Below are 17,492 nucleotides of genomic sequence, written 5' to 3'. Positions count from 1 at the left end.
CCTCCAGAGCTCCCGCGGCAGCGCCCGGACCAGCGCGGACAACACCGCCCGCTCCGGCCACGACAGCCGCGGCCGACCGACCTGACGGCGTAGACGCCGACCTCGGCGTCGCGGCCCACCTCTCCTTCTGGTCCCTTACTTCCCGTTGTTCGGCAGCACGCGCTCGACGGTCAGCGTCAGGCTGTTGTTCTTGTACGACACCCGGAACATGTGACGGCCCGTGTTCAGGACCCGGTTCTGGGGCAGCGCGTGGAATTCACCCTTGATCGAGCTACCGCTCATGATCGTGAAGACGGTGCCCGGGGTGAGCGTGCCACGCACGTCCAGGTCCAGCTCGCCGTCTAGCACCAGCTGCCCCGCGGCCTTGATGCTCGTGTAGTCGTGGTCGCCGGAGAGGGTCACCGCGACGCGACCGGACTTGCCGACGGTCACGTTGCCGTCGACGTTCAGGGCGTTGCCCGCGGCGGCACCGGTGATCTGCGCGGCCTCGTCGGAGGCGAGACCGGGACGCAGCACGCCGCCGGTGACGTTGACGTTGGCACCCACGCGGCCGCTGCCGCCGAGCGTTCCGCCGCGCACGTCGATCGAGCTCGCGTGCGAGCCGACGACGGAGAGCTTGCCGTCGAGGACCGTGCTCGTCCCGTGCCAGGTCTCTTTGCCGGTGAGGAACAGGCTTCCGGCGCCACGCTTCGTGAGGTTGCCCTCGTAGGCGCGGGCCTGGCGGGCCTGCTCGCGGCGGATCCCGATGGCGTAGTCCGACTTGTCGGCGTCGCTCGCGTTGGCCGGCAGGCCCTGCGTCCAGCCCTTGGCGACCTTGGTCGCCTCCCAGGCTGCCGCCTCGGCGGCGTCCTCCTGCTGGCGTGCCCGGATCGCGACGTCAGAGATGTCGTTCGACCACACGTCGTCGCGCCCCTGGGTGTCAACCACGAACGGCCCCAGGAACTGGCCCGGGCCCTGCACGGCCTCCCGCAGACTGACCGTGCCCCAGCCGTTGCGGCTGTCGGGAACCTGCACGATCTGGCCGCGGGTGGGGTTCAGCACCGCGTTGCCCGCCGCGTCGTTGACCGTGTTGTTCTGCCGGCCGGTGGTGAACATCGTCTGCAGTGCCTGCTCGTTGGTCAGGTACGGGAAGCGCTGCATGATCAACGAGAGGGCGGCCGCCGAGTGCGGCCCGGCCATCGACGTTCCCGACGAGCTTCCGTAACGGGGCTCGGGCACGCCGTTGACGACCGACACGGTCGTGCTGTTGATGTTGTTGGCCGGCGCCGTCACGCAGGACCACTTCGCGACGCCGCACTGGTTGAACGTCTGCTGGCCGGGGACCAGGACGGAGCCGTCAGCGTTGAACGTGCGGCCCTGGGTGGGGTTGATCCCCGACGTCGTGAACCAGCTGCTCTCCAGCTCGGGCATGAAGTACGGCGCGGCACCTCGCGGCGACGGGTTCACGTAGCCGCTGTTACCGGCGGTGAACTGGATGATCGTGCCGGAACGCGCGGCCTCGATGGCGCCGTTCAGCCACCGGGCGGTGCTGCCGTTCGCGTCGACGACGCCATCCGGAGTGGACCAGAGGCGCCAGGCCGTGTTCAACCCGTAGCCCGCCGGGCTGCCGGGCGGCGTGTCATACGTGCCGTAGTGTTCCGTGTTGGGTTGGCTACCCCAACTGCTGGTGATGATCTTGATGGGCTCACCGTTCGCCGTTTTGGCGGCATTCACGGCCCGGTAGACATTGCCGATGTAGGCGTCGTCCGGCTTCTGCGCGGCGGTCGCGTTCGCCGGCAGGAGACCGTAGAGCACGCCGTCCGTCTTGCCGGTGTTGCCCATGTACACGTTGGCGTTGAACGCGACCCCGTGCATGTTGGCGGTGGGGCCGCTCGGTTGCGTCTCGCCGACGCCATCGCGGCTCGCCGCGATGGTCCCGGTGACGTGGGTGCCGTGGCTGTCGTTGTACGCCTGGTTGTAGAAGCCCGACGTCGGACCCGTGTTGCCGCCCTGGGCCTCCACGGAGAAGTAGCGGTCCCCGACGGCGTAGTTCGTGTCCTGGCTGCCGTGCTCCCGGACGTGCCCGGCGAAGACGCCCGAGTCGACGACGCCGATGTTCATCCCGGTGCCGGAGAAGCCGGCGGCGTAGGCGAACTCGGCTCCCATCGACACCAGGCCGGCGTCCCGGTTGAACTCAGGGGTACGCCAGCTCGCCGGGTCGCCGAGTCGGCCGGGATCTCCCTCGTAGGTCTTGATCGGCGGCGGCACGGGCACCTGCCCCATCGCCGGCTGCGCGGCGACGCCGAGCACCACTACCGGCGCCAGGGCTGCGACGAGCCTTGTCCTAACACGCTTCTTGTTCGACACTCCGACCCCTTCCAAGATCGACTGGGCCGGATGCTATCCGCTCCGTCCAGAGCGGATCAAGGGTTCGCCGACACGTATCCGTCTACCTCTGAAGTAAGCGCCCGAGGCCGAACACCCCCTGACGCGGCTGCTTGTGCAGGTGCCATGGACGCCGGCAGCCGGGGCCGGACTGAGCAGGCCGAATGACCCGTACGGCGTCGATCCGATCGTCGGCCCGAGAGTCCACACCGAATAGCTGCCGGTTCGGTCCCGCATATCGCCCATCAACGAGATGTCGTGGGGCGCGACAATTTGCGCGTCGCTTTCTCACGTTGATCAGATCACTCGTCAATGTTTGCCGCGAATCGTCGAGGAACGCGCCGCTCAGTCCCATTCGGCACCGGCCGGTTCACCGGCGCTGGGCCCACCACCGGCGCAGCACGTAGCCGAGGGCGCTGGCCAGGAACAGGGCGGCCGTGGCGAGCAGCCAGCGGGTGAGGAACGGCCGCTGGTCCTGCCCGGACGCGGCCAGATAGGTCGGCCGCCCCAACCGGAGGATGCCGGGCAGGTAGACCAGGAACAGCAGCCCCGAGGCCAGCGCCGGCACGCGGACATGGTTCAGCGGCGCGGGACCCGAGGCCGGCACCGCGCGGGAACCCAGCACGCGCCGCGCCGCGCGGTCGGCCAGCCCGTAGATCGGGAACAGCACGAAGTCGTGGGCGATCACCGCGCCGACGAACCAGAGCAGCATCCGGCCGACGGCCGGTTCCCCGGCGAGCCGCAGCGCCACCCACCCGGTGACGGCGAAGCTGCCGGCGAGCAGCAGCAGGTGCCCGGGCGGCGCCCCGTACGCCGCCCGGAACCGCGCCCCAACGTCACCCACCGGCGCGCCCCCGGAAATCGATCTCCGCCACCCATTTCGTGCAGTGCACCCCGGGCAGGGCCGGCACGATGACCCGCGCCGGATAGCCGTGGTCGAGGGTGAGGTCGACGCCGTTGACCCGCAGCGCGAGCAGGGCATCCGCGTCGAGGACCTGGTTGGCCTGCAGGGTCGCCTGCCGGAACAGTCCCGTCTTTTCCAGCGAGCGGACCTGTGCGGCGGTGACGCCGTCGGCCCCGGCCAGCGCGGCGAGGTCGCGCAGCCGTACCCCGGTCCAGTTCTGCACGGTCGACCACCCCTCCACGCAGGCGATCGGCAGCGTGACGGTGTGCTGGGCCATGGCCAGCAGGGCGGCGCGGTCCACGGCGGTGGTGCGTCCGCCCGCGCGCAGGGTGAGCCGCCAGCCCGGCCCGGTGTCGGCGGCGCTGACGCCGGCGGCGGTCGCGGTCCGGTTGACCGGGAAGCCGGTGGGGCCGGTGCCGGGTTGCCGACCGCGGGGTAGCAGCAGCGCGGTACGCCGCCACGGCCCGTTGAAGTGCTGCCCCACGGTGAGGGCGGCGAGCAGCAGTGACAGGCCGCCGACCAGGCCGAGCGCGCCGCGCCGGCTCATCGTGGCCGGCCCCGGCCGGGCGGCCACCAACCCGTCCGGGTCCGGCGGCTCGGGCCGGGTGGCCGTACGGGAGGTGGTCAGCTCCCCGCGCAGCGACCGGGACCGCAGCGCGGTGAGCATCCGTCGCAGCCGGAGCGTCACGTGCGTGACCAGCGCGGCGACGAACACCCACGCGCCGAAGTAGTGGGCGGTGTAGAAGTCGAACCCGAACAGGTACGCGTACTGGATGTCGAGCAGGCCGGTGGCGATCTCGAACAGGATCCCGCCGACCAGCAGCAGCAGGGACAGCCGTTCCAGCACCTGCGCCACCGAGCGTGCCGGCGGCCAGGCGAACAGCTTCGGCAGCACCGACCAGAGCTTGGCCAGCACGACCGGGACCAGCGTGATGCCGAGCCCCACGTGCAGGCCCTGGGTGAGGCGGAACAGCCAGGACGGGCGGGTCGGCCAGTCGAACGGCGGCAGCCGCAGCCACCCGACGTCGCCCGGGAACGCCTGGCCGAACTGCGGGGAGTAGGCGAGGTAGTCCAGCAGTCCGGTGAGGAACACCAACGGCAGGCCGACGAGCAGGACCACCCCGTACACGGAGGTGAGCCACGGGCCGCGCAGCGGGCTGCGCCATCGCCGGTGCACGGTCGCCGCGCCGGGTGGGGGATGTTCGGCCAGGAACGCCCACCAGCGCCGGGGGAGGTGCTGACGGCGTTCACGGGGTTCCACTCCAGCAGGTTAGGCACCGCACAGATCTAATTTGTTCGGATTGCGGGTGTTGGCGGTGGGCGCGGTGACAGTCATGTTGCGAGGTCCTTAACGGCGGCCTCGACCCGGCCCGCGCCGCCCTACGCTGCCCGACATGCGGGTACTGGTCACCGGCGCGGCCGGCTTCATCGGATCCCAGGTCGCCGACCTGCTCGCCGACGACGGGCACGAGGTGGTGGCGCTGGACGCGCTGCTGCCCCAGGCACACGGCGGGGAACTGCCGCAGTGGGCCCGGCGGCACGCCCCGGTGATCGGCGACGTCCGCGACCCCGACCTGCTCGACCGGCTGCTGCCCGGCATCGACGCGGTGTGCCACCAGGCGGCGATGGTCGGGCACGGGCTCGACCCGTCGGACGCGCCCGGCTACGCCAGCCACAACGACTACGGCACGGCGGTGCTGCTGGCCGCCATGCACCGCGCCGGGGTGCGCCGGCTGGTGCTGGCCAGCTCGATGGTCGTCTACGGCGAGGGGCGCTACGAGTGCGACCGGCACGGCCCGGTGCGACCCGCCCCACGCCGCCTCGCCGACCTGGCCGTCGGCCGCTACGACCCGACCTGCCCGCGCTGCTCGGGCGCCCTCACCCCGGTGCTGGTACCCGAGGACGCCCCACTGGAGCCGCGCAGCACGTACGCCGCCAGCAAGCTCGCCCAGGAACACCTGGCCGCCGCCTGGGCGCGCCAGACCGGTGCCGGGGTGTGGGCGTTGCGCTACCACAACGTGTACGGGCCCCGGATGCCCCGCGACACCCCGTACGCCGGAGTGGCCTCGATCTTCCGGTCCGCGCTGACCTCGGGTCTGCCGCCGCAGGTGCTGGAGGACGGCCGGCAGCGGCGCGACTTCGTCCACGTCACCGACGTGGCGCGGGCCAACCTACTGGCCCTGACCACGCCGCCGCCGGAGCCCCTGACGCCGGTCAACGTCTGCTCCGGCGAGCCGCGCTCCGTCGGTGACCTGGCCGCCGCCCTGGCCGCCGCGATGGCCGGCCCGGCGCCGCTGGTCGTCGGCGGTGCCCGGGCCGCCGACGTGCGGCATGTCGTCGCCGACCCGCGTCGGGCGACCGAACTGCTCGGCTACACCGCCCGGGTCAGGTTCGCCGAGGGCATCGCCGCCCTCGCCACCGACCCGCTGCGCGAACCGGCGGCGCTGCCCGTCTGACCGCCGGTCGCTTACGGACACCACGCCGCCCGGGCACCGGCCCGGCCGGAAGACCTGAGTCGCCGGCGACGGCCGGGACGAGGGCCGCCAACCGGGCCCGGGAATCAGCAGCGCTCAGGAGACCGTCCAGAGCAGATGGTTGACCGCGAGCGCGGTCGCCGCCTGCCCGACCAGCCACCAGCGGCGGGTCGCCGGCGGCAGGTGCGCGACGGCGACCAGCAGCCACACCGCGAACGGCAGCCAGATCCGCTCCACCTCGGCCTTGCTCAACCCGGACAGGTCAGCCGCGAGCACCACCACCGCCGCAGCGACCGGCAGCAGCACGGTCGGCCCGGCGGCAACCACCGGCCCGACGAGCCGGGCGCCAGGGCCGCGCAGCGCGGGGCGGATCGCCGCCACCCCGGCCAGCACCGCCCGGCGTAGCGCCGGCCCGAGCGCCGGGCCGGCGGACAGCACCAGCGCCGCCAGGTTCGCCCACACCCAGTAGCCGTACGGGCGGTCGGCCGCCCAGCCCTGGTTGTACCGTTCCACCACTCGCTGGTAGCCGTCCCACCACCAGAACCCCGCCGCCGTGACGGCGACCACGACCGTAGCGGCCCCGGCGACGGCGGACAGCAGCGCGGCGATCCGGTCCGCCGGGCGCAGCGCCAGCACCACCAGCGCCAGCAGGCCCACCAGCACGAAGCCGTACGACAGGTACAGCGCGAAGCCCAGCATCAGGCCACCGGCGGCCGGGGCCAGTCGACCGCGTACCGCCAGCAGCGCCAGTCCGGCCGCGACCACACCGGCGAACAGGCCGTCCGCCGACGCCCCCACCCACACCGCGCCGGGCAACAGCACCAGGAACGGCAGGACCGCCCGGGCCGCGGGCTCGGCACCGAGCGCCCGCAGCGCCACGGGCACCGAGGCCGTGACGCTCGTGCCCACCAGCACGCAGGCCAGCGCGGCCACGGTGCCCCCGCCGAGCCCGATCCGGTCCAGCCCGACGAACAGCAGCAGCGCGCCGGGCGGGTGACCGGCGGTGTGGGTCGACCACGAGTCGGGCTGGAAGTCGAGGATGCGCTCGGTGAACCCGGCCAGTGTGGCGGGGACGTCCCGGATTCCGGGCACCTCGTGCAGGTACTCCGCCTGCGCGGTGAGCCGTTCGGTGAATCCCGCCGACCAGCCGTCGACCAGGGCCAGCGACAGCGTCCACGCCGCCGACGCCAGCCAGGCCACGCCGAGCAGCGGCGCCCACCGTGCCCCGCCGGCCCAGCGCACCCCGGCACCGATCGCGGCCGCCGCGACCAGCACCGCCGCCGGGGTGCCCCAGCCGACGTGCGGCCGCCAGGTCGCGTACAGCGGGGCGGCGTCGGCGTGCAGACCCACGCCGCGCCGGTTCAGCACCGCGCCGACCAGCCCGGCGAGCGCCACCAGCGCGACCTCGACGCCCAGCACGACCAGGTCGGTCCGGGGCGGGCGGGCCGGCGTCCGGGCGGGCACCGCCGGCAGCGTGGTGGTCGCTCTCATACCGGCCGGACGGTACGCCCGTGCCGCCCGGTCGCGGCCGCATTCGCGGCGACGTCACCGCCCCGGATGAGGGGATCACCCGAAAGCGGCTCGGTACGGTTCGAAGCCCGTACCGGGGTCGGAACGCCCCTAGCGTCGGCGGTGTGCCGACACCGATCGACGTGGTCCTGCCGTGCCTCGACGAGGCCGCCGCCCTGCCCGGCGTCCTCACCGCCCTGCCCTGCGGGTACCGGGCGATCGTGGTGGACAACGGCTCCCGGGACGGCTCGGCGGAGATCGCCGCGCGGCACGGGGCCCGGGTCGTGCACGAGCCCCGCCGGGGTTACGGCGCGGCCATGCACACCGGGCTGCTGGCCGCCGACGCGGACCTCGTCTGCGTGCTCGACGCCGACGGCTCCTTCGACCCGGCGGAGCTGCCCGCCCTGGTCGACCCGGTCGCCCGTGGCGTCGCCGATCTGGCGGTGGGCCGGCGGCGACCCGTCCGTGCCGGCGTCTGGCCCTGGCACGCCCGCGCCGGCACCGCCCTCGTCGCGGCGCTGCTGCGCCAGCGGGGCGTGCCGCTGCGCGACCTCAGCCCCATCCGGGTGGCCCGCCGCGACGCCCTGCTCGCCCTCGGCGTCACCGACCGGGCCTTCGGCTACCCACTCGAACTGCTGATCCGCGCCGGGGCCGCCGGCTGGCGGATCCGGGAGCTGGACGTCAGCTACGCACCGCGCGCCGCCGGCACCCGGTCCAAAGTCTCCGGCTCGGTACGCGGCACGCTGCGCGCCACCCGCGACTTCGCCGGCGTCCTGCGCACCGTGGGCCGACCTCGATGACCGTGCTGCTGGTGATGGCCAAGGCACCCGTGCCGGGGGCCGTGAAGACCCGGCTCTGCCCACCGGCCACCCCCGGTGAGGCGGCCCGGATCGCCGCGGCGGCGCTGCGGGACACCCTCGACGCCGTCCGTGCCGTGCCCGGGGTGACGCCCGTGCTGGCCGTACGGGGACGCGTCGCCGACGCCGAGGCCGGCGCCGACCTGGCGGCCGCCCTCGCCGACTGGTCGGTGCTGGCCCAGCGGGGTGGCGACCTGGCCGAGCGGCTCGCCAACGCCCACGCCGACGTGGCGGCGGCCTGGCCGGGACGGCCGGTGCTGCAGATCGGCATGGACACGCCGCAACTGACGCCGGGACGCCTGCTCGCGGCGGTGCGGCGCCTCGACCTGGCCGACGCCGTGCTCGGTCCGGCGGTCGACGGCGGGTGGTGGGCGCTGGGGCTGCGCGACCCCCGGCAGGCCGCCGCGTTGCGGGCGGTGCCGACGTCCACCGCGTCGACCGGCCGGCGCACCTGGGCGGCGCTCGCGCGGCGGCGGCTGCGCACCCTGCCCCTGCCGGTGCTGCGCGACGTCGACGAGTGGCCCGACGCGCTCGCGGTGGCCGCCGAGGCGCCGGCGAGCCGCTTCGCCCGCCAGGTCGCGCGGCTGCGTCCCACCGCGGTCCCGGACGACCGACGGTGACCGTCGACGCCGTCGGGACGGGCGGCTGGCCGGACCGGGCGGACCCGGCCGAGACCGAGGACGTCTTCGCCGCGGCCCTGCACGGGCGGCCGGGCGCGCACTGGCTCGTGCCGGGCGACGGCCCGCGCAGCCGGCTGCCGGTGCGGCGCTGGCACGGCCCTCCCGAGCCGGCGACCGCCGCCGTCGTGGCCCGGTGCGCCGGCCCGACCCTGGACGTCGGTTGCGGCCCGGGCCGGCTCGCGCTCGCGTTGGCCCGGGCCGGGCACACCGCGGTCGGCGTCGACATCTCCCCGTACGCGGTGCGGCTCACCCGGGCGCGTGGGGTGGTCGCCCTCCACCGGGACGTCTTCGCTGCCCTGCCCGGCGAGGGCCGGTGGGCGCACGTCCTGCTCGTCGACGGCAACATCGGCATCGGCGGTGACCCGTACGTCCTGCTCCGGCGGTGCCGGGAGTTGATCCGCGCCGGCGGAACCCTCCTCGTCGAGCTGGAGCCCCCCGGGCCGGGACTCTGGCGCGGAGACGCCCGGCTGACCTTTCGTTCCCCGGCGGGTGCCGTACGCCGCAGCGGTGCCTTCCGCTGGGGGCGGCTGGACACGGTGGCGGTGCACGACACCGCCCGTGCCGCCGAGCTGGCCGTGCGGGACGTGTTCGAGGCGGGCCGGCGCTGGTTCGGCGAGCTGGAGCGGTCGTGACGCGGCCGCCGTCCGGTGGGCCGCGCGAGCGGTGATCCCGGCACACCGGACAGAGGGCACCGCGTCGGCCGAAAGTTCCAACGGGAAGTGGCAATGCGGTTGGCGTCCTGGCCCGGTCCGCCTATGGTGAACAAATGTATCCGGTCCGGCAGCCGATCAGCGTCACCACGGTGACGCCTGCTGTCGTGCCCTGTTCGCGGCACGCGGTCGCGCCCATCCACGGCCTGCCGAGCCCGATCCCCACCGGCCGTGGCCCTCCGGGAATCCCCTCACCCGCGAGAACGGCCACCAGGGCGAAGCCATTCGGCTTCGGCCTTTTTCTTTTTCCGGAAGGGATCCCGACATGAGCACCGACCTCCGAGACGCCACTGACCAGCGGATCACGCGACTGCGGGCCACACTCACCACCGAGTTCGAGGCGCAGACCGCGCGACTGACCGAACTGACCGCGGACACCGGCGACCCCGGCGAGGCGCACACCCAGGCCGCGATGATCGCCGCGACCCGGCAGAGCCTGGCGCAGATCAGCGACGCGCTGCGCCGGATGGCCGAGGGCGGCTACGGCATCTGCGAGCGGTGTGCCGTGCCGATCCCGACCGAGCGGCTCGAGGTGCTGCCGCACGCCCGCTTCTGCGTGCCGTGCCAGCAGAAGCAGGGCTGAGCTGACCGCGGCGACGCCGGACCGCCCCCCGGCGGTCCGGCTGGCCGGGGGGCGGACACGCAGCGGCCCGGTCGGGGTCAGCGGCCCTGCAGGGCCTTGACGTTGTCGCCGAAGGTCCAGCCCTTCGACCCGTCCCAGTTGATGGACCAGGTCATCAGGCCCTTGAGACCGCCCTGGTAGGTGTTCCACGCCTGCGTCACCAGGGACGGCTGCATGTATCCACCACCGGCGCCGGACTGCGCGGGCAGGCCCGGGACCTGCTTGTCGTACGGGACGCGGATGGTGACGCCCTGCACGACCAGGCCGGTGTTCAGGCAGTTGGTCTGCGCGACGAAGCCCTGCACGGTGCCGGCGGAGTACGAGTCGCCGGAACAGCCGTACATGCTGCCGTTGTAGTACTGCATGTTGAGCCACCAGAGCCGGCCGTTGTCGACGTACCGCTTGACGATCGGCAGGTACGCGCCCCAGATGGACCCGTAGGTGACGCTGCCGCCGGTGACGTACGCGGTCTCCGGGGCCATGGTGAGCCCGAAGCCGGCGGGCATCTGGGCGAGCACCCCGTCGATGATGCGGACCAGGTTGGCCTGCGAGGTGGAGAGCTGGTTGATGTTGCCGCTGCCGGTGAGGCCGGTCTCGATGTCGATGTCGATGCCGTCGAAGTTGTAGCGCTTGAGGATCGGCACCACGGTGGCGATGAAGCGGTCGGCGACCGCGGTCGAGCCGAGGTCGATGCCGGCGGTCGCGCCGCCGATCGACAGCAGGACGGTCAGGCCGGCGGCCTTGGCCTGGCACACCTCGGCCGGGGTGGGCACCTTGACCCCGGCGTCCATGCCGTTCTCCCAGAGCGCGGTGCCGTCGGAGCGGATCACCGGGAAGGCGGCGGTGACCACGTTGTAGCCGTGCGACCGGATGCGTGAGTCGGTGATCGGGATCCAGCCGAGGCCGGGGTGCACGCCGTTGGTGGCGCCGTCCCAGTTCTCCCAGTAGCCCTGGAGCACCTTGCCGGCCGGTCGCGACTTCAGCGCGCAGGTGTCCCCGCCCGGCGGCGGGCTCGACGAGGTCGGGGTGGGCGTCGGCGTCGGCGTGCGGGTCGGTGACGGGGTGGGCGTCGGCGTGGGGGAGGCGGACTTGGTCGGCGTGGGCGACGGGGTGCCGCCGTCGCAGGCGCCGAGGTCGCTCCAGAGGGCCGGGGTGGCGGGCGGGGTCCAACCGGCGCCGACCGGCGGGGTGTGTGTCTGCAGTGCCTGGTAGAGCCGGCTGGCGTAGGTGGCCTTGCTGCCGGCGGTCCAGGTGACCCCCTCGGCCCAGGCCGGTACGCCGGTGCAGGACGCCAGCGCTGTCGCGCCGCTGGCCGTGGCGAGCCCGGTGGCGGCCGGTAGGGCGGTGAGCAGTAGGGCGCCGCCGAGCAGGGCGGTCAACCCGCGTCGAAGTCGCATGACATACCTCCTCATCGATGTGCCGCAGGCTATCAGTTAACTTTGTTAAATGTAAATGCGCAGTAGGCTGACGCTGCTTGTTTCATGACCTGAACGGACGCCGCCGCCGGTGGCGCCCAGGGAGAGGACGGCGGCGGACGTGGACGCCAGACGCACCACCGTGCGCGACATGCGCCGTGCCAACCGATCGGTGCTGCTCACCCGGATCTGGTTGGACGGGCCGCTCAGCCGTCACGAACTCGGCCAGACCACCGCACTGAGCCTGGCCAGCGTGAGCAACCTGGTCGGCGAGATGATCGCCGAAGGGCTCGTTGAAGAGGCCGGCTCGGTGGAGTCCGACGGCGGTCGGCCCCGCGTGCTGCTGCGCGTCGCCCCCGCCTACGGCTACCTGGTCGGCGCCGACGTCGGCGAGACCCGGGTCCAGGTCGAGCTGTTCGACCTGGCGATGACCGCCCGCGCCAAGGCCGAGTACCCGATCGCCGCCACCGGGTCCGACCCGCGCGACGTGGCCACCCACCTGCTGCACGGCCTCGACGCGGTGATCGAGCAGGCCGGCGTCGACCCGGCCGCGGTGCTCGGCTTCGGCGTCGCCGTGTCCGGCACGGTCGAGCGCACCGCCGACGCCGTCGTGCACGCGCAGACCCTCGGCTGGGACGGCGTGCCGCTCGGGGCGATGCTGCGGGCCGGCACCGGCATCCCCGTCCACATCGACAACGGCGCGAAGACCCTCGGCCAGGCCGAAATGTGGTTCGGCGCCGGCCGGGGCGTCCGGCACGCCGTCATCGTCCTGGTCGGCTCCGGCGTCGGAGCCTGTGTGGTCGCCGACGGCGTGGGCTATCGCGGCGCGCACAGCAGCGCCGGCGAATGGGGCCACACCACGATCGTGTACGGCGGTCGGCGCTGCCGCTGCGGCAACCTCGGCTGCCTCGAGGCGTACGTCGGGGCGGAGGGGATCCTCGACCGGTTCCGGCAGGCCAACCGGGGCCGCCCGGCGGCCGGCGAGGACGAGGAGACCGCCTTCGGCGAGCTGCTGCGGTCCACCGGCCGCGCGGCCGCGACGGTGCTCGACGACACGGTCGGCTACCTCGGCGCCGGGGTGGCGAACCTGATCAACCTGTTCAACCCGGAGCGGGTGGTGCTCGGCGGCTGGGCGGGGCTGGCCCTGGGCGAGCGCTACCTGCCCCAGATCCGTGCGGCCACCGCGCGGCACGCGCTGCGCCAGCCGTACGCCCAGACCTCGATCGAGCTGTGCCGGCTCGGGCCCGACGCGGTCGCGATGGGCGCGGCCACCCTGCCGATGGCCCGGCTGCTGCGCGACGGGGGTGTGCCGCGCGACCCGGTCGCCCGGGTTTCCCCGGCGCGGCCGGCGCCCCGGACCCGGGCGCGGGCCCGCTGAGGCGCGGGCCGGCGACGTTGCCGTCGCCGACCCGCGTCGGCTCAGGACGGTAGGGTCCACTTCTGGTTGGCCCCGCTGGTGCAGGTCCAGATCTGCGTCTTCGTGCCGTCGGCGGAGGTGTTGCCGGTGACATCGAGGCACTTGTTCGCCTGCGGGTTCACCAGGTCCCGTCCGGACGTCCACACCCACTGCTGGGCGGCCGTGCCGTTGCAGGTCCACAGCTGCACCTTCGTGCCGTCGGCGGTGCCGCCGCCGGAGACGTCGAGGCACTTGCCCAGCGACCGGATGGTCCCGTCGGTGGCTCGGGTCCACTGCTGGTTCGCGCCGCCGAAGCAGGTCCAGATCTGCGCCGGCGTGCCGTCGGCGGTGGCGTTGTCGGTGACGTCCAGGCACTTTCCGCCGATGCCGGTGATCAGGCCGGTCGGCGCGCCGCCGCCGGACTGGGTGCCGGACCAGGTGAAGGTCGCGGTGGTCCGGGCCGGCAGGGTGTACGTGAAGGACTGCCCGCCCCACACCACCTTCACCGACTGGGCCGAGGTGCCGCCGTTGTGCGCGATCAGCGCCTTGGAGCCGTCCGAGTTGCGGTACGCCACGTTCTGCACCGTGCCGTTCGCGGTCGAGTCGATCCGGTACGCGCCCGGCTTGACGAACTTGGTCAGGTGCCCGGTCGTGTAGTACTCGACGGTGTAGTCGACCTGGCCGGCCCGCGAGCCGCCCTCCTGGACGGTGATCAGGCCGGTGCAGGTGCCGCAGCCGCCGTTGTGCGGGCCCATGTTCTGGTTGACCGCGAGGCTCCACTTGACCACGCTCTGGCTCCAGTTCCGGGCATAGTTCACGATGTCGGCCATGTCCTCGTTGTGCTGGTTGCCGATCCAGGTGCCGCCGGAGTGTTCGGTGCTGAACTGCGGCACGGCCGGGTACTGGCCGTGGACCTGGGTGCCGACCGAGGGGTCACCCCAGTAGCCGTGCCAGGCGATGCCGCCGAAGAGCGGGTCGGTGCGTACGCCGCTGTCGGCGAGCAGCCCGGAGCCGATGGTGCCGTAGTCGCCGTAGTTCCAGTCGTGGACGAGGACCTTGGTGGTGATCCCGGCGGTTCGGAACGCCGGGTAGACGAAGTTCTTGGTGAGCTCGACCATCCCGGAGGCGTTCCAGTTCATCCCCGGGTAGTCCATCGCGGTGGGGTTGCCCGCCTGGCAGCAGTTCGGCTCGTTCTGCAGTGAGACGTAGTCCACCTTCACGCCCCGGGCCGCGTACGCCTGGATGGTCTTCACGAAGTACTGGGCGTAGGTGGCGTAGTACTCCGACTTCAGCCAGCCCATGTGATCCATCCGGCCGTTGTCCTTCATCCAGCCGGGCGCGCTCCACGGCACCACCTTCACCCGCAGCGCCGGGTTGAGCTGCTTGGCCTGCGCGGTGAGCAGCTCCACATTGGTGTTGTAGCCGTTGGCCCCGAAGTCGTTGAGGTTGCAGCAGGTGTCGTCGAGGGAGACGTTGCCGGGGCGGGACAGGTCCGAGGCGCCGATCGGGTTGCGCACGAACGACAGGCCGATGCCGTCGGTGGGGCTGAACAGCTTGCGCATCACGTCGTCCCGGGTGGCGGCACTGACCGGCCCGCCGCGCAGCAGGTACGCGGTGGTGTCGGTGATCGACGCGCCGGCGCCCTCGAACTGCTGGTAGCGGGTGTTCTCGTCGACGGTGATGGTGTGGGTGGCGGCGGCGCTGCTCGCGGCGAAGCTCAGCGCGGCCTGCTGTTGCAGGCCGCGGGTGACGTTTCGCCCGCCGGCGTCGGAGGTGGTGGTGAGCCAGACGTTGACGGTCTCCCCGGCGGCCTGCGCGGCCGGGGTGGGGAGGGCGGCGAGGGTGGCCGCCGCCAGGCAGAGCGCCAGGGCGGCGCGACCGGCGGCGCGACGGACCGGGGTGGGGGGTGGGGTGGGCACGGATGCTCCCTTCGATCAAATCGACATCCGCGAATGAGAAAACCCCTCACACCTGCTTATGTCAAGGAGTGAAAAAGTGCCCGAAGGTGGGTCCGGACGCGACGGGGCGGCCGCCCGGGATGACTCCCGCGCGGCCGCCCCGTACAGCCGGGTCAGCGCTGTCCGCGCACCCGCCGGGCCGTGTCGCGGTACCAGTGGGCGCTGCGCTTCGGCGTGCGCCGCTGGGTGTCGTAGTCCACCCGGACGATGCCGAACCGCTTGTCGTAGCCGTACGCCCACTCGAAGTTGTCCAGCAGCGACCAGGCGAAGTAGCCACGCACATCCGCGCCGGCCTGCCGGGCCCGGGCCACCGCCCGCAGATGCTCGGCCAGGTACGCCACCCGGTCGTCGTCGGCGACGAACCCGTCGGCGTCCGGCCGGTCGTGGAAGGCCGCTCCGTTCTCGGTGATCACCATGGGCACGTCCGGGTAGTCCCGGCTCAGCCGGACCAGCAGGTCGGTGAAGGAATCCGGCACGATCTCCCAGTCCATCGCGGTGCGCGGCAGGTCCCGCCGGAGCACCCGCCGCACCGGCCGGCCCGCGTCGTCCCGCTCCCGGCCCTGCTCGTCGACCCCGGACAGGAGCTGCCCGAAGTAGAAGTTGACCCCCAGCACGTCGATCGGGGTGGAGATAATCGCCAGGTCGCCGTCCTGGACCGGGATCCGTACCCCGTCGGCGGCCAGGTCGGCCACCACGTCCTCGGGGTAGCGGCCGTGGAACACCGGGTCCAGGTAGAGCCGGTTGCCCAGCCCGTCGGAGGCCCGGGCGGCATCCCGGTCGGCCGCGCTGTCGGTGGCCGGGTCGGCGGTGGACAGGTTCACCGTGAGGCCCACCTCGATCGGGGCGACCGCCGCCGCACGCAGCCGCTGCGCCGCCAGCCCGTGGCCGAGCAGCAGGTGGTGGGCGGCCGCGATCCCGTCGCCCAGGTCCCGCCGGCCCGGGGCGTGCTCGCCGTACGCGTACCCGAGCATCGCCGAGCACCACGGCTCGTTCAGCGTGGTCCAGGTTTTCACCCGGTCACCCAGCGCGGCGAAGACCAGCTCGGCGTAGTCGGCGAACCGGTGGGCGGTGTCCCGCTGCGGCCAGCCGCCCGCGTCCTCCAGCTCCTGCGGCAGATCCCAGTGGTAGAGCGTCACCCACGGGTCGATCCCCCGGCCGAGCAGCTCGTCCACGAGCCGGTCGTAGAACGCCAGGCCGGCCGGGCTGGCCGGCCCGCGCCCGCCCGGCTGCACCCGGGGCCACGCCACCGAGAAGCGGTAGGTGTCCAGGCCCAGCTCGGCGATGAGCGCCACGTCCTCCGGCATCCGGTGGTAGTGGTCGCAGGCCACGTCACCGTTCTCCCCGTTGGCCACCGCCCCCGGCACTCGGCAGAAGGTGTCCCAGATGGACGGCGTGCGGCCGTCCTCGGCCACCGCGCCCTCGATCTGGTACGACGAGGTCGCCACCCCCCACCGGAAGTTCGGCGGCAGGGTGTCGATCAGGTCGGCCTGCCCGTGCGTCATCGTGCGGGTGAGATCGGTGTCCATGGTTCTCCTTGCGGTCGCGAATGTGCTTTCGGGCGGTGGTGGTCAGTGGGGGACCGGCGCCGCGGCGGGATGCAGCCAGCAGGAGACCGCGCGCCCCGGATGGCCCTCGCCGGGCGGGCCGAGTGGCGGCAACTCCTTGTCGCACGGGTCGAACGCCTTGGGGCAGCGCGGGTGGAACGCGCATCCGCTCGGCATGGCGCGCAGGTCGGGCGGCGAACCGGCGATGCCGGTGAGCTCGCGGCGGGGGCCGCGCAGCGCCGGGAAGGAGTGCAGCAACCCATCGGTGTACGGGTGCAGCGCCCGCCGGTACAGCTCGGCGGCGGGCGCCTGCTCGACGATCCGGCCGCCGTACATGATGGCGATGCGGTCGGAGAACTCCGCCAGCAGCGACAGGTCGTGGGTGATGAACAGCACCGCGAAGTCCAGCCGCTCGCGCAGCTCGGCGAGCTGACCGAGGATCTGCCGCTGCATCACCACGTCGAGCGCGGTGGTCGGTTCGTCCATGATGACCACCTGCGGCTCCAGCGCCAGTGCCATGGCGATCATGACGCGTTGCCGCATGCCGCCGGAGAGCTGGTGCGGGTAGCTGTCCAGCCGGTCGGCGGAGATGCCGACCAGGCGCAGCAGCTCCCGGGCCCGGGCCAGCCGGCCCGCCGCCGTGCTCTTCGGCTCGTGCGCCTTGATCGCGTCGAGCAGTTGGGTGGAGATCCGGTGCACCGGGTTGAGCGAGTTCATCGCCCCCTGGAACACGATGGACGCCTCCGCCCAGCGGAACTGGCGCAGCCGCGCCGGGGTCAGGGTCAGCACGTCGACCGATGGGCCGTCGAGCGGGTGGTAGAGCACCTGGCCGCCGCTGATCACGCCGGGCGGCGGCAGCAGCCGGGTCAGCCCGTACGCCAGGGTGGACTTGCCGCTGCCACTCTCCCCGGCCAGCCCCAGCACCTCGCCCCGGTGCAGGGTCAGGTCGACGCCGTTGACGGCGTGCACCGCCTCGTCGCCGAGCCCGTAGTCGACGTGGAGCCCACGGATCTCCAGGACGGGTTCACTCACCGGTGCCCTCCTTCGTTCGCGACTGCG

General features: G+C 73.2%; 14 protein-coding genes. 6 read left to right on the top strand and 8 right to left on the bottom strand.

Annotated elements, in window-relative coordinates; all coding sequences use genetic code 11:
- Positions 1–135 precede the first annotated feature (135 nt).
- From AB0C02_RS24840 to AB0C02_RS24830, 3 genes are all read right to left on the bottom strand, one after another.
- The gene (locus tag AB0C02_RS24840; RefSeq protein WP_357551199.1) at positions 136–2,346 is read right to left on the bottom strand and encodes a S8 family serine peptidase; all 2,211 of its coding nucleotides are present in this window, start codon (positions 2,344–2,346) and stop codon (positions 136–138) included.
- A gap of 388 nt (positions 2,347–2,734) precedes the next feature.
- A complete protein-coding gene (locus AB0C02_RS24835) occupies positions 2,735–3,208 on the bottom strand; it encodes a hypothetical protein (protein ID WP_357551198.1) in 474 nt (157 codons plus the stop codon).
- A complete protein-coding gene (locus AB0C02_RS24830) occupies positions 3,201–4,529 on the bottom strand; it encodes a molybdopterin-dependent oxidoreductase (RefSeq protein ID WP_357551197.1) in 1,329 nt (442 codons plus the stop codon). Before AB0C02_RS24830 ends, AB0C02_RS24835 begins: the two co-directional genes overlap by 8 nt.
- Before the next feature lie 133 nt (positions 4,530–4,662).
- Between AB0C02_RS24830 and AB0C02_RS24825 the strand changes: the two genes are divergently transcribed.
- Positions 4,663–5,724 carry an NAD-dependent epimerase/dehydratase family protein gene (locus AB0C02_RS24825; RefSeq protein ID WP_357551196.1) on the top strand — a complete coding sequence of 354 codons (1,062 nt, stop codon included), beginning with the start codon at positions 4,663–4,665 and terminating at the stop codon, positions 5,722–5,724.
- Positions 5,725–5,838: 114 nt separating this feature from the next.
- On the opposite strand, the gene AB0C02_RS24820 is transcribed toward AB0C02_RS24825, so the two are convergent.
- Entirely contained in the window at positions 5,839–7,215 is a 1,377-nt protein-coding gene (locus AB0C02_RS24820; RefSeq protein ID WP_357551205.1) for a hypothetical protein, read from the bottom strand.
- A 161-nt stretch (positions 7,216–7,376) separates the two neighbouring features.
- On the opposite strand from AB0C02_RS24820, the gene AB0C02_RS24815 reads away from it, so the two are divergent.
- The 4 genes from AB0C02_RS24815 (at position 7,377) to AB0C02_RS24800 (ending at position 10,081) form a co-directional block, all read left to right on the top strand.
- Entirely contained in the window at positions 7,377–8,051 is a 675-nt protein-coding gene (locus AB0C02_RS24815) for a glycosyltransferase family 2 protein (RefSeq protein ID WP_357551195.1), read from the top strand.
- On the top strand, positions 8,048–8,728 hold the full coding sequence (locus AB0C02_RS24810) for a DUF2064 domain-containing protein (protein ID WP_357551194.1): 681 nt from the start codon (positions 8,048–8,050) through the stop codon (positions 8,726–8,728). The genes AB0C02_RS24815 and AB0C02_RS24810 overlap by 4 nt, the downstream gene beginning before the upstream one ends.
- 107 nt (positions 8,729–8,835) lie before the next feature.
- The gene (locus AB0C02_RS24805; RefSeq protein ID WP_357551204.1) at positions 8,836–9,420 is read left to right on the top strand and encodes a class I SAM-dependent methyltransferase; all 585 of its coding nucleotides are present in this window, start codon (positions 8,836–8,838) and stop codon (positions 9,418–9,420) included.
- 343 nt (positions 9,421–9,763) lie between these two features.
- Positions 9,764–10,081, top strand: coding sequence for a TraR/DksA C4-type zinc finger protein (locus tag AB0C02_RS24800; protein WP_357551193.1), 318 nt, complete (start codon positions 9,764–9,766; stop codon positions 10,079–10,081).
- Positions 10,082–10,158: 77 nt separating this feature from the next.
- Here AB0C02_RS24800 and AB0C02_RS24795 read toward each other — a convergent pair whose 3' ends face one another.
- On the bottom strand, positions 10,159–11,517 hold the full coding sequence (locus tag AB0C02_RS24795) for a glycosyl hydrolase family 18 protein (protein WP_357551192.1): 1,359 nt from the start codon (positions 11,515–11,517) through the stop codon (positions 10,159–10,161).
- Between the two features lie 139 nt (positions 11,518–11,656).
- On the opposite strand from AB0C02_RS24795, the gene AB0C02_RS24790 reads away from it, so the two are divergent.
- The gene (locus AB0C02_RS24790; protein WP_357551191.1) at positions 11,657–12,913 is read left to right on the top strand and encodes an ROK family transcriptional regulator; all 1,257 of its coding nucleotides are present in this window, start codon (positions 11,657–11,659) and stop codon (positions 12,911–12,913) included.
- Between the two features lie 41 nt (positions 12,914–12,954).
- On the opposite strand, the gene AB0C02_RS24785 is transcribed toward AB0C02_RS24790, so the two are convergent.
- From AB0C02_RS24785 to AB0C02_RS24775, 3 genes are all read right to left on the bottom strand, one after another.
- The gene (locus tag AB0C02_RS24785; protein WP_357551190.1) at positions 12,955–14,850 is read right to left on the bottom strand and encodes a ricin-type beta-trefoil lectin domain protein; all 1,896 of its coding nucleotides are present in this window, start codon (positions 14,848–14,850) and stop codon (positions 12,955–12,957) included.
- A 152-nt stretch (positions 14,851–15,002) separates the two neighbouring features.
- Positions 15,003–16,415, bottom strand: a complete 1,413-nt coding sequence (locus AB0C02_RS24780; RefSeq protein ID WP_357551189.1) for a GH1 family beta-glucosidase — start codon at positions 16,413–16,415, stop codon at positions 15,003–15,005.
- A 42-nt stretch (positions 16,416–16,457) separates the two neighbouring features.
- Entirely contained in the window at positions 16,458–17,465 is a 1,008-nt protein-coding gene (locus AB0C02_RS24775; RefSeq protein ID WP_357551188.1) for an ABC transporter ATP-binding protein, read from the bottom strand.
- Between the last annotated feature and the right edge of the window lie 27 nt (positions 17,466–17,492).

It is taken from the genome of Micromonospora sp. NPDC048999 (genome assembly GCF_040649295.1).
Lineage (GTDB): Bacteria > Actinomycetota > Actinomycetes > Mycobacteriales > Micromonosporaceae > Micromonospora.
This window is presented reverse-complemented; position numbering and strand designations above follow the sequence as displayed.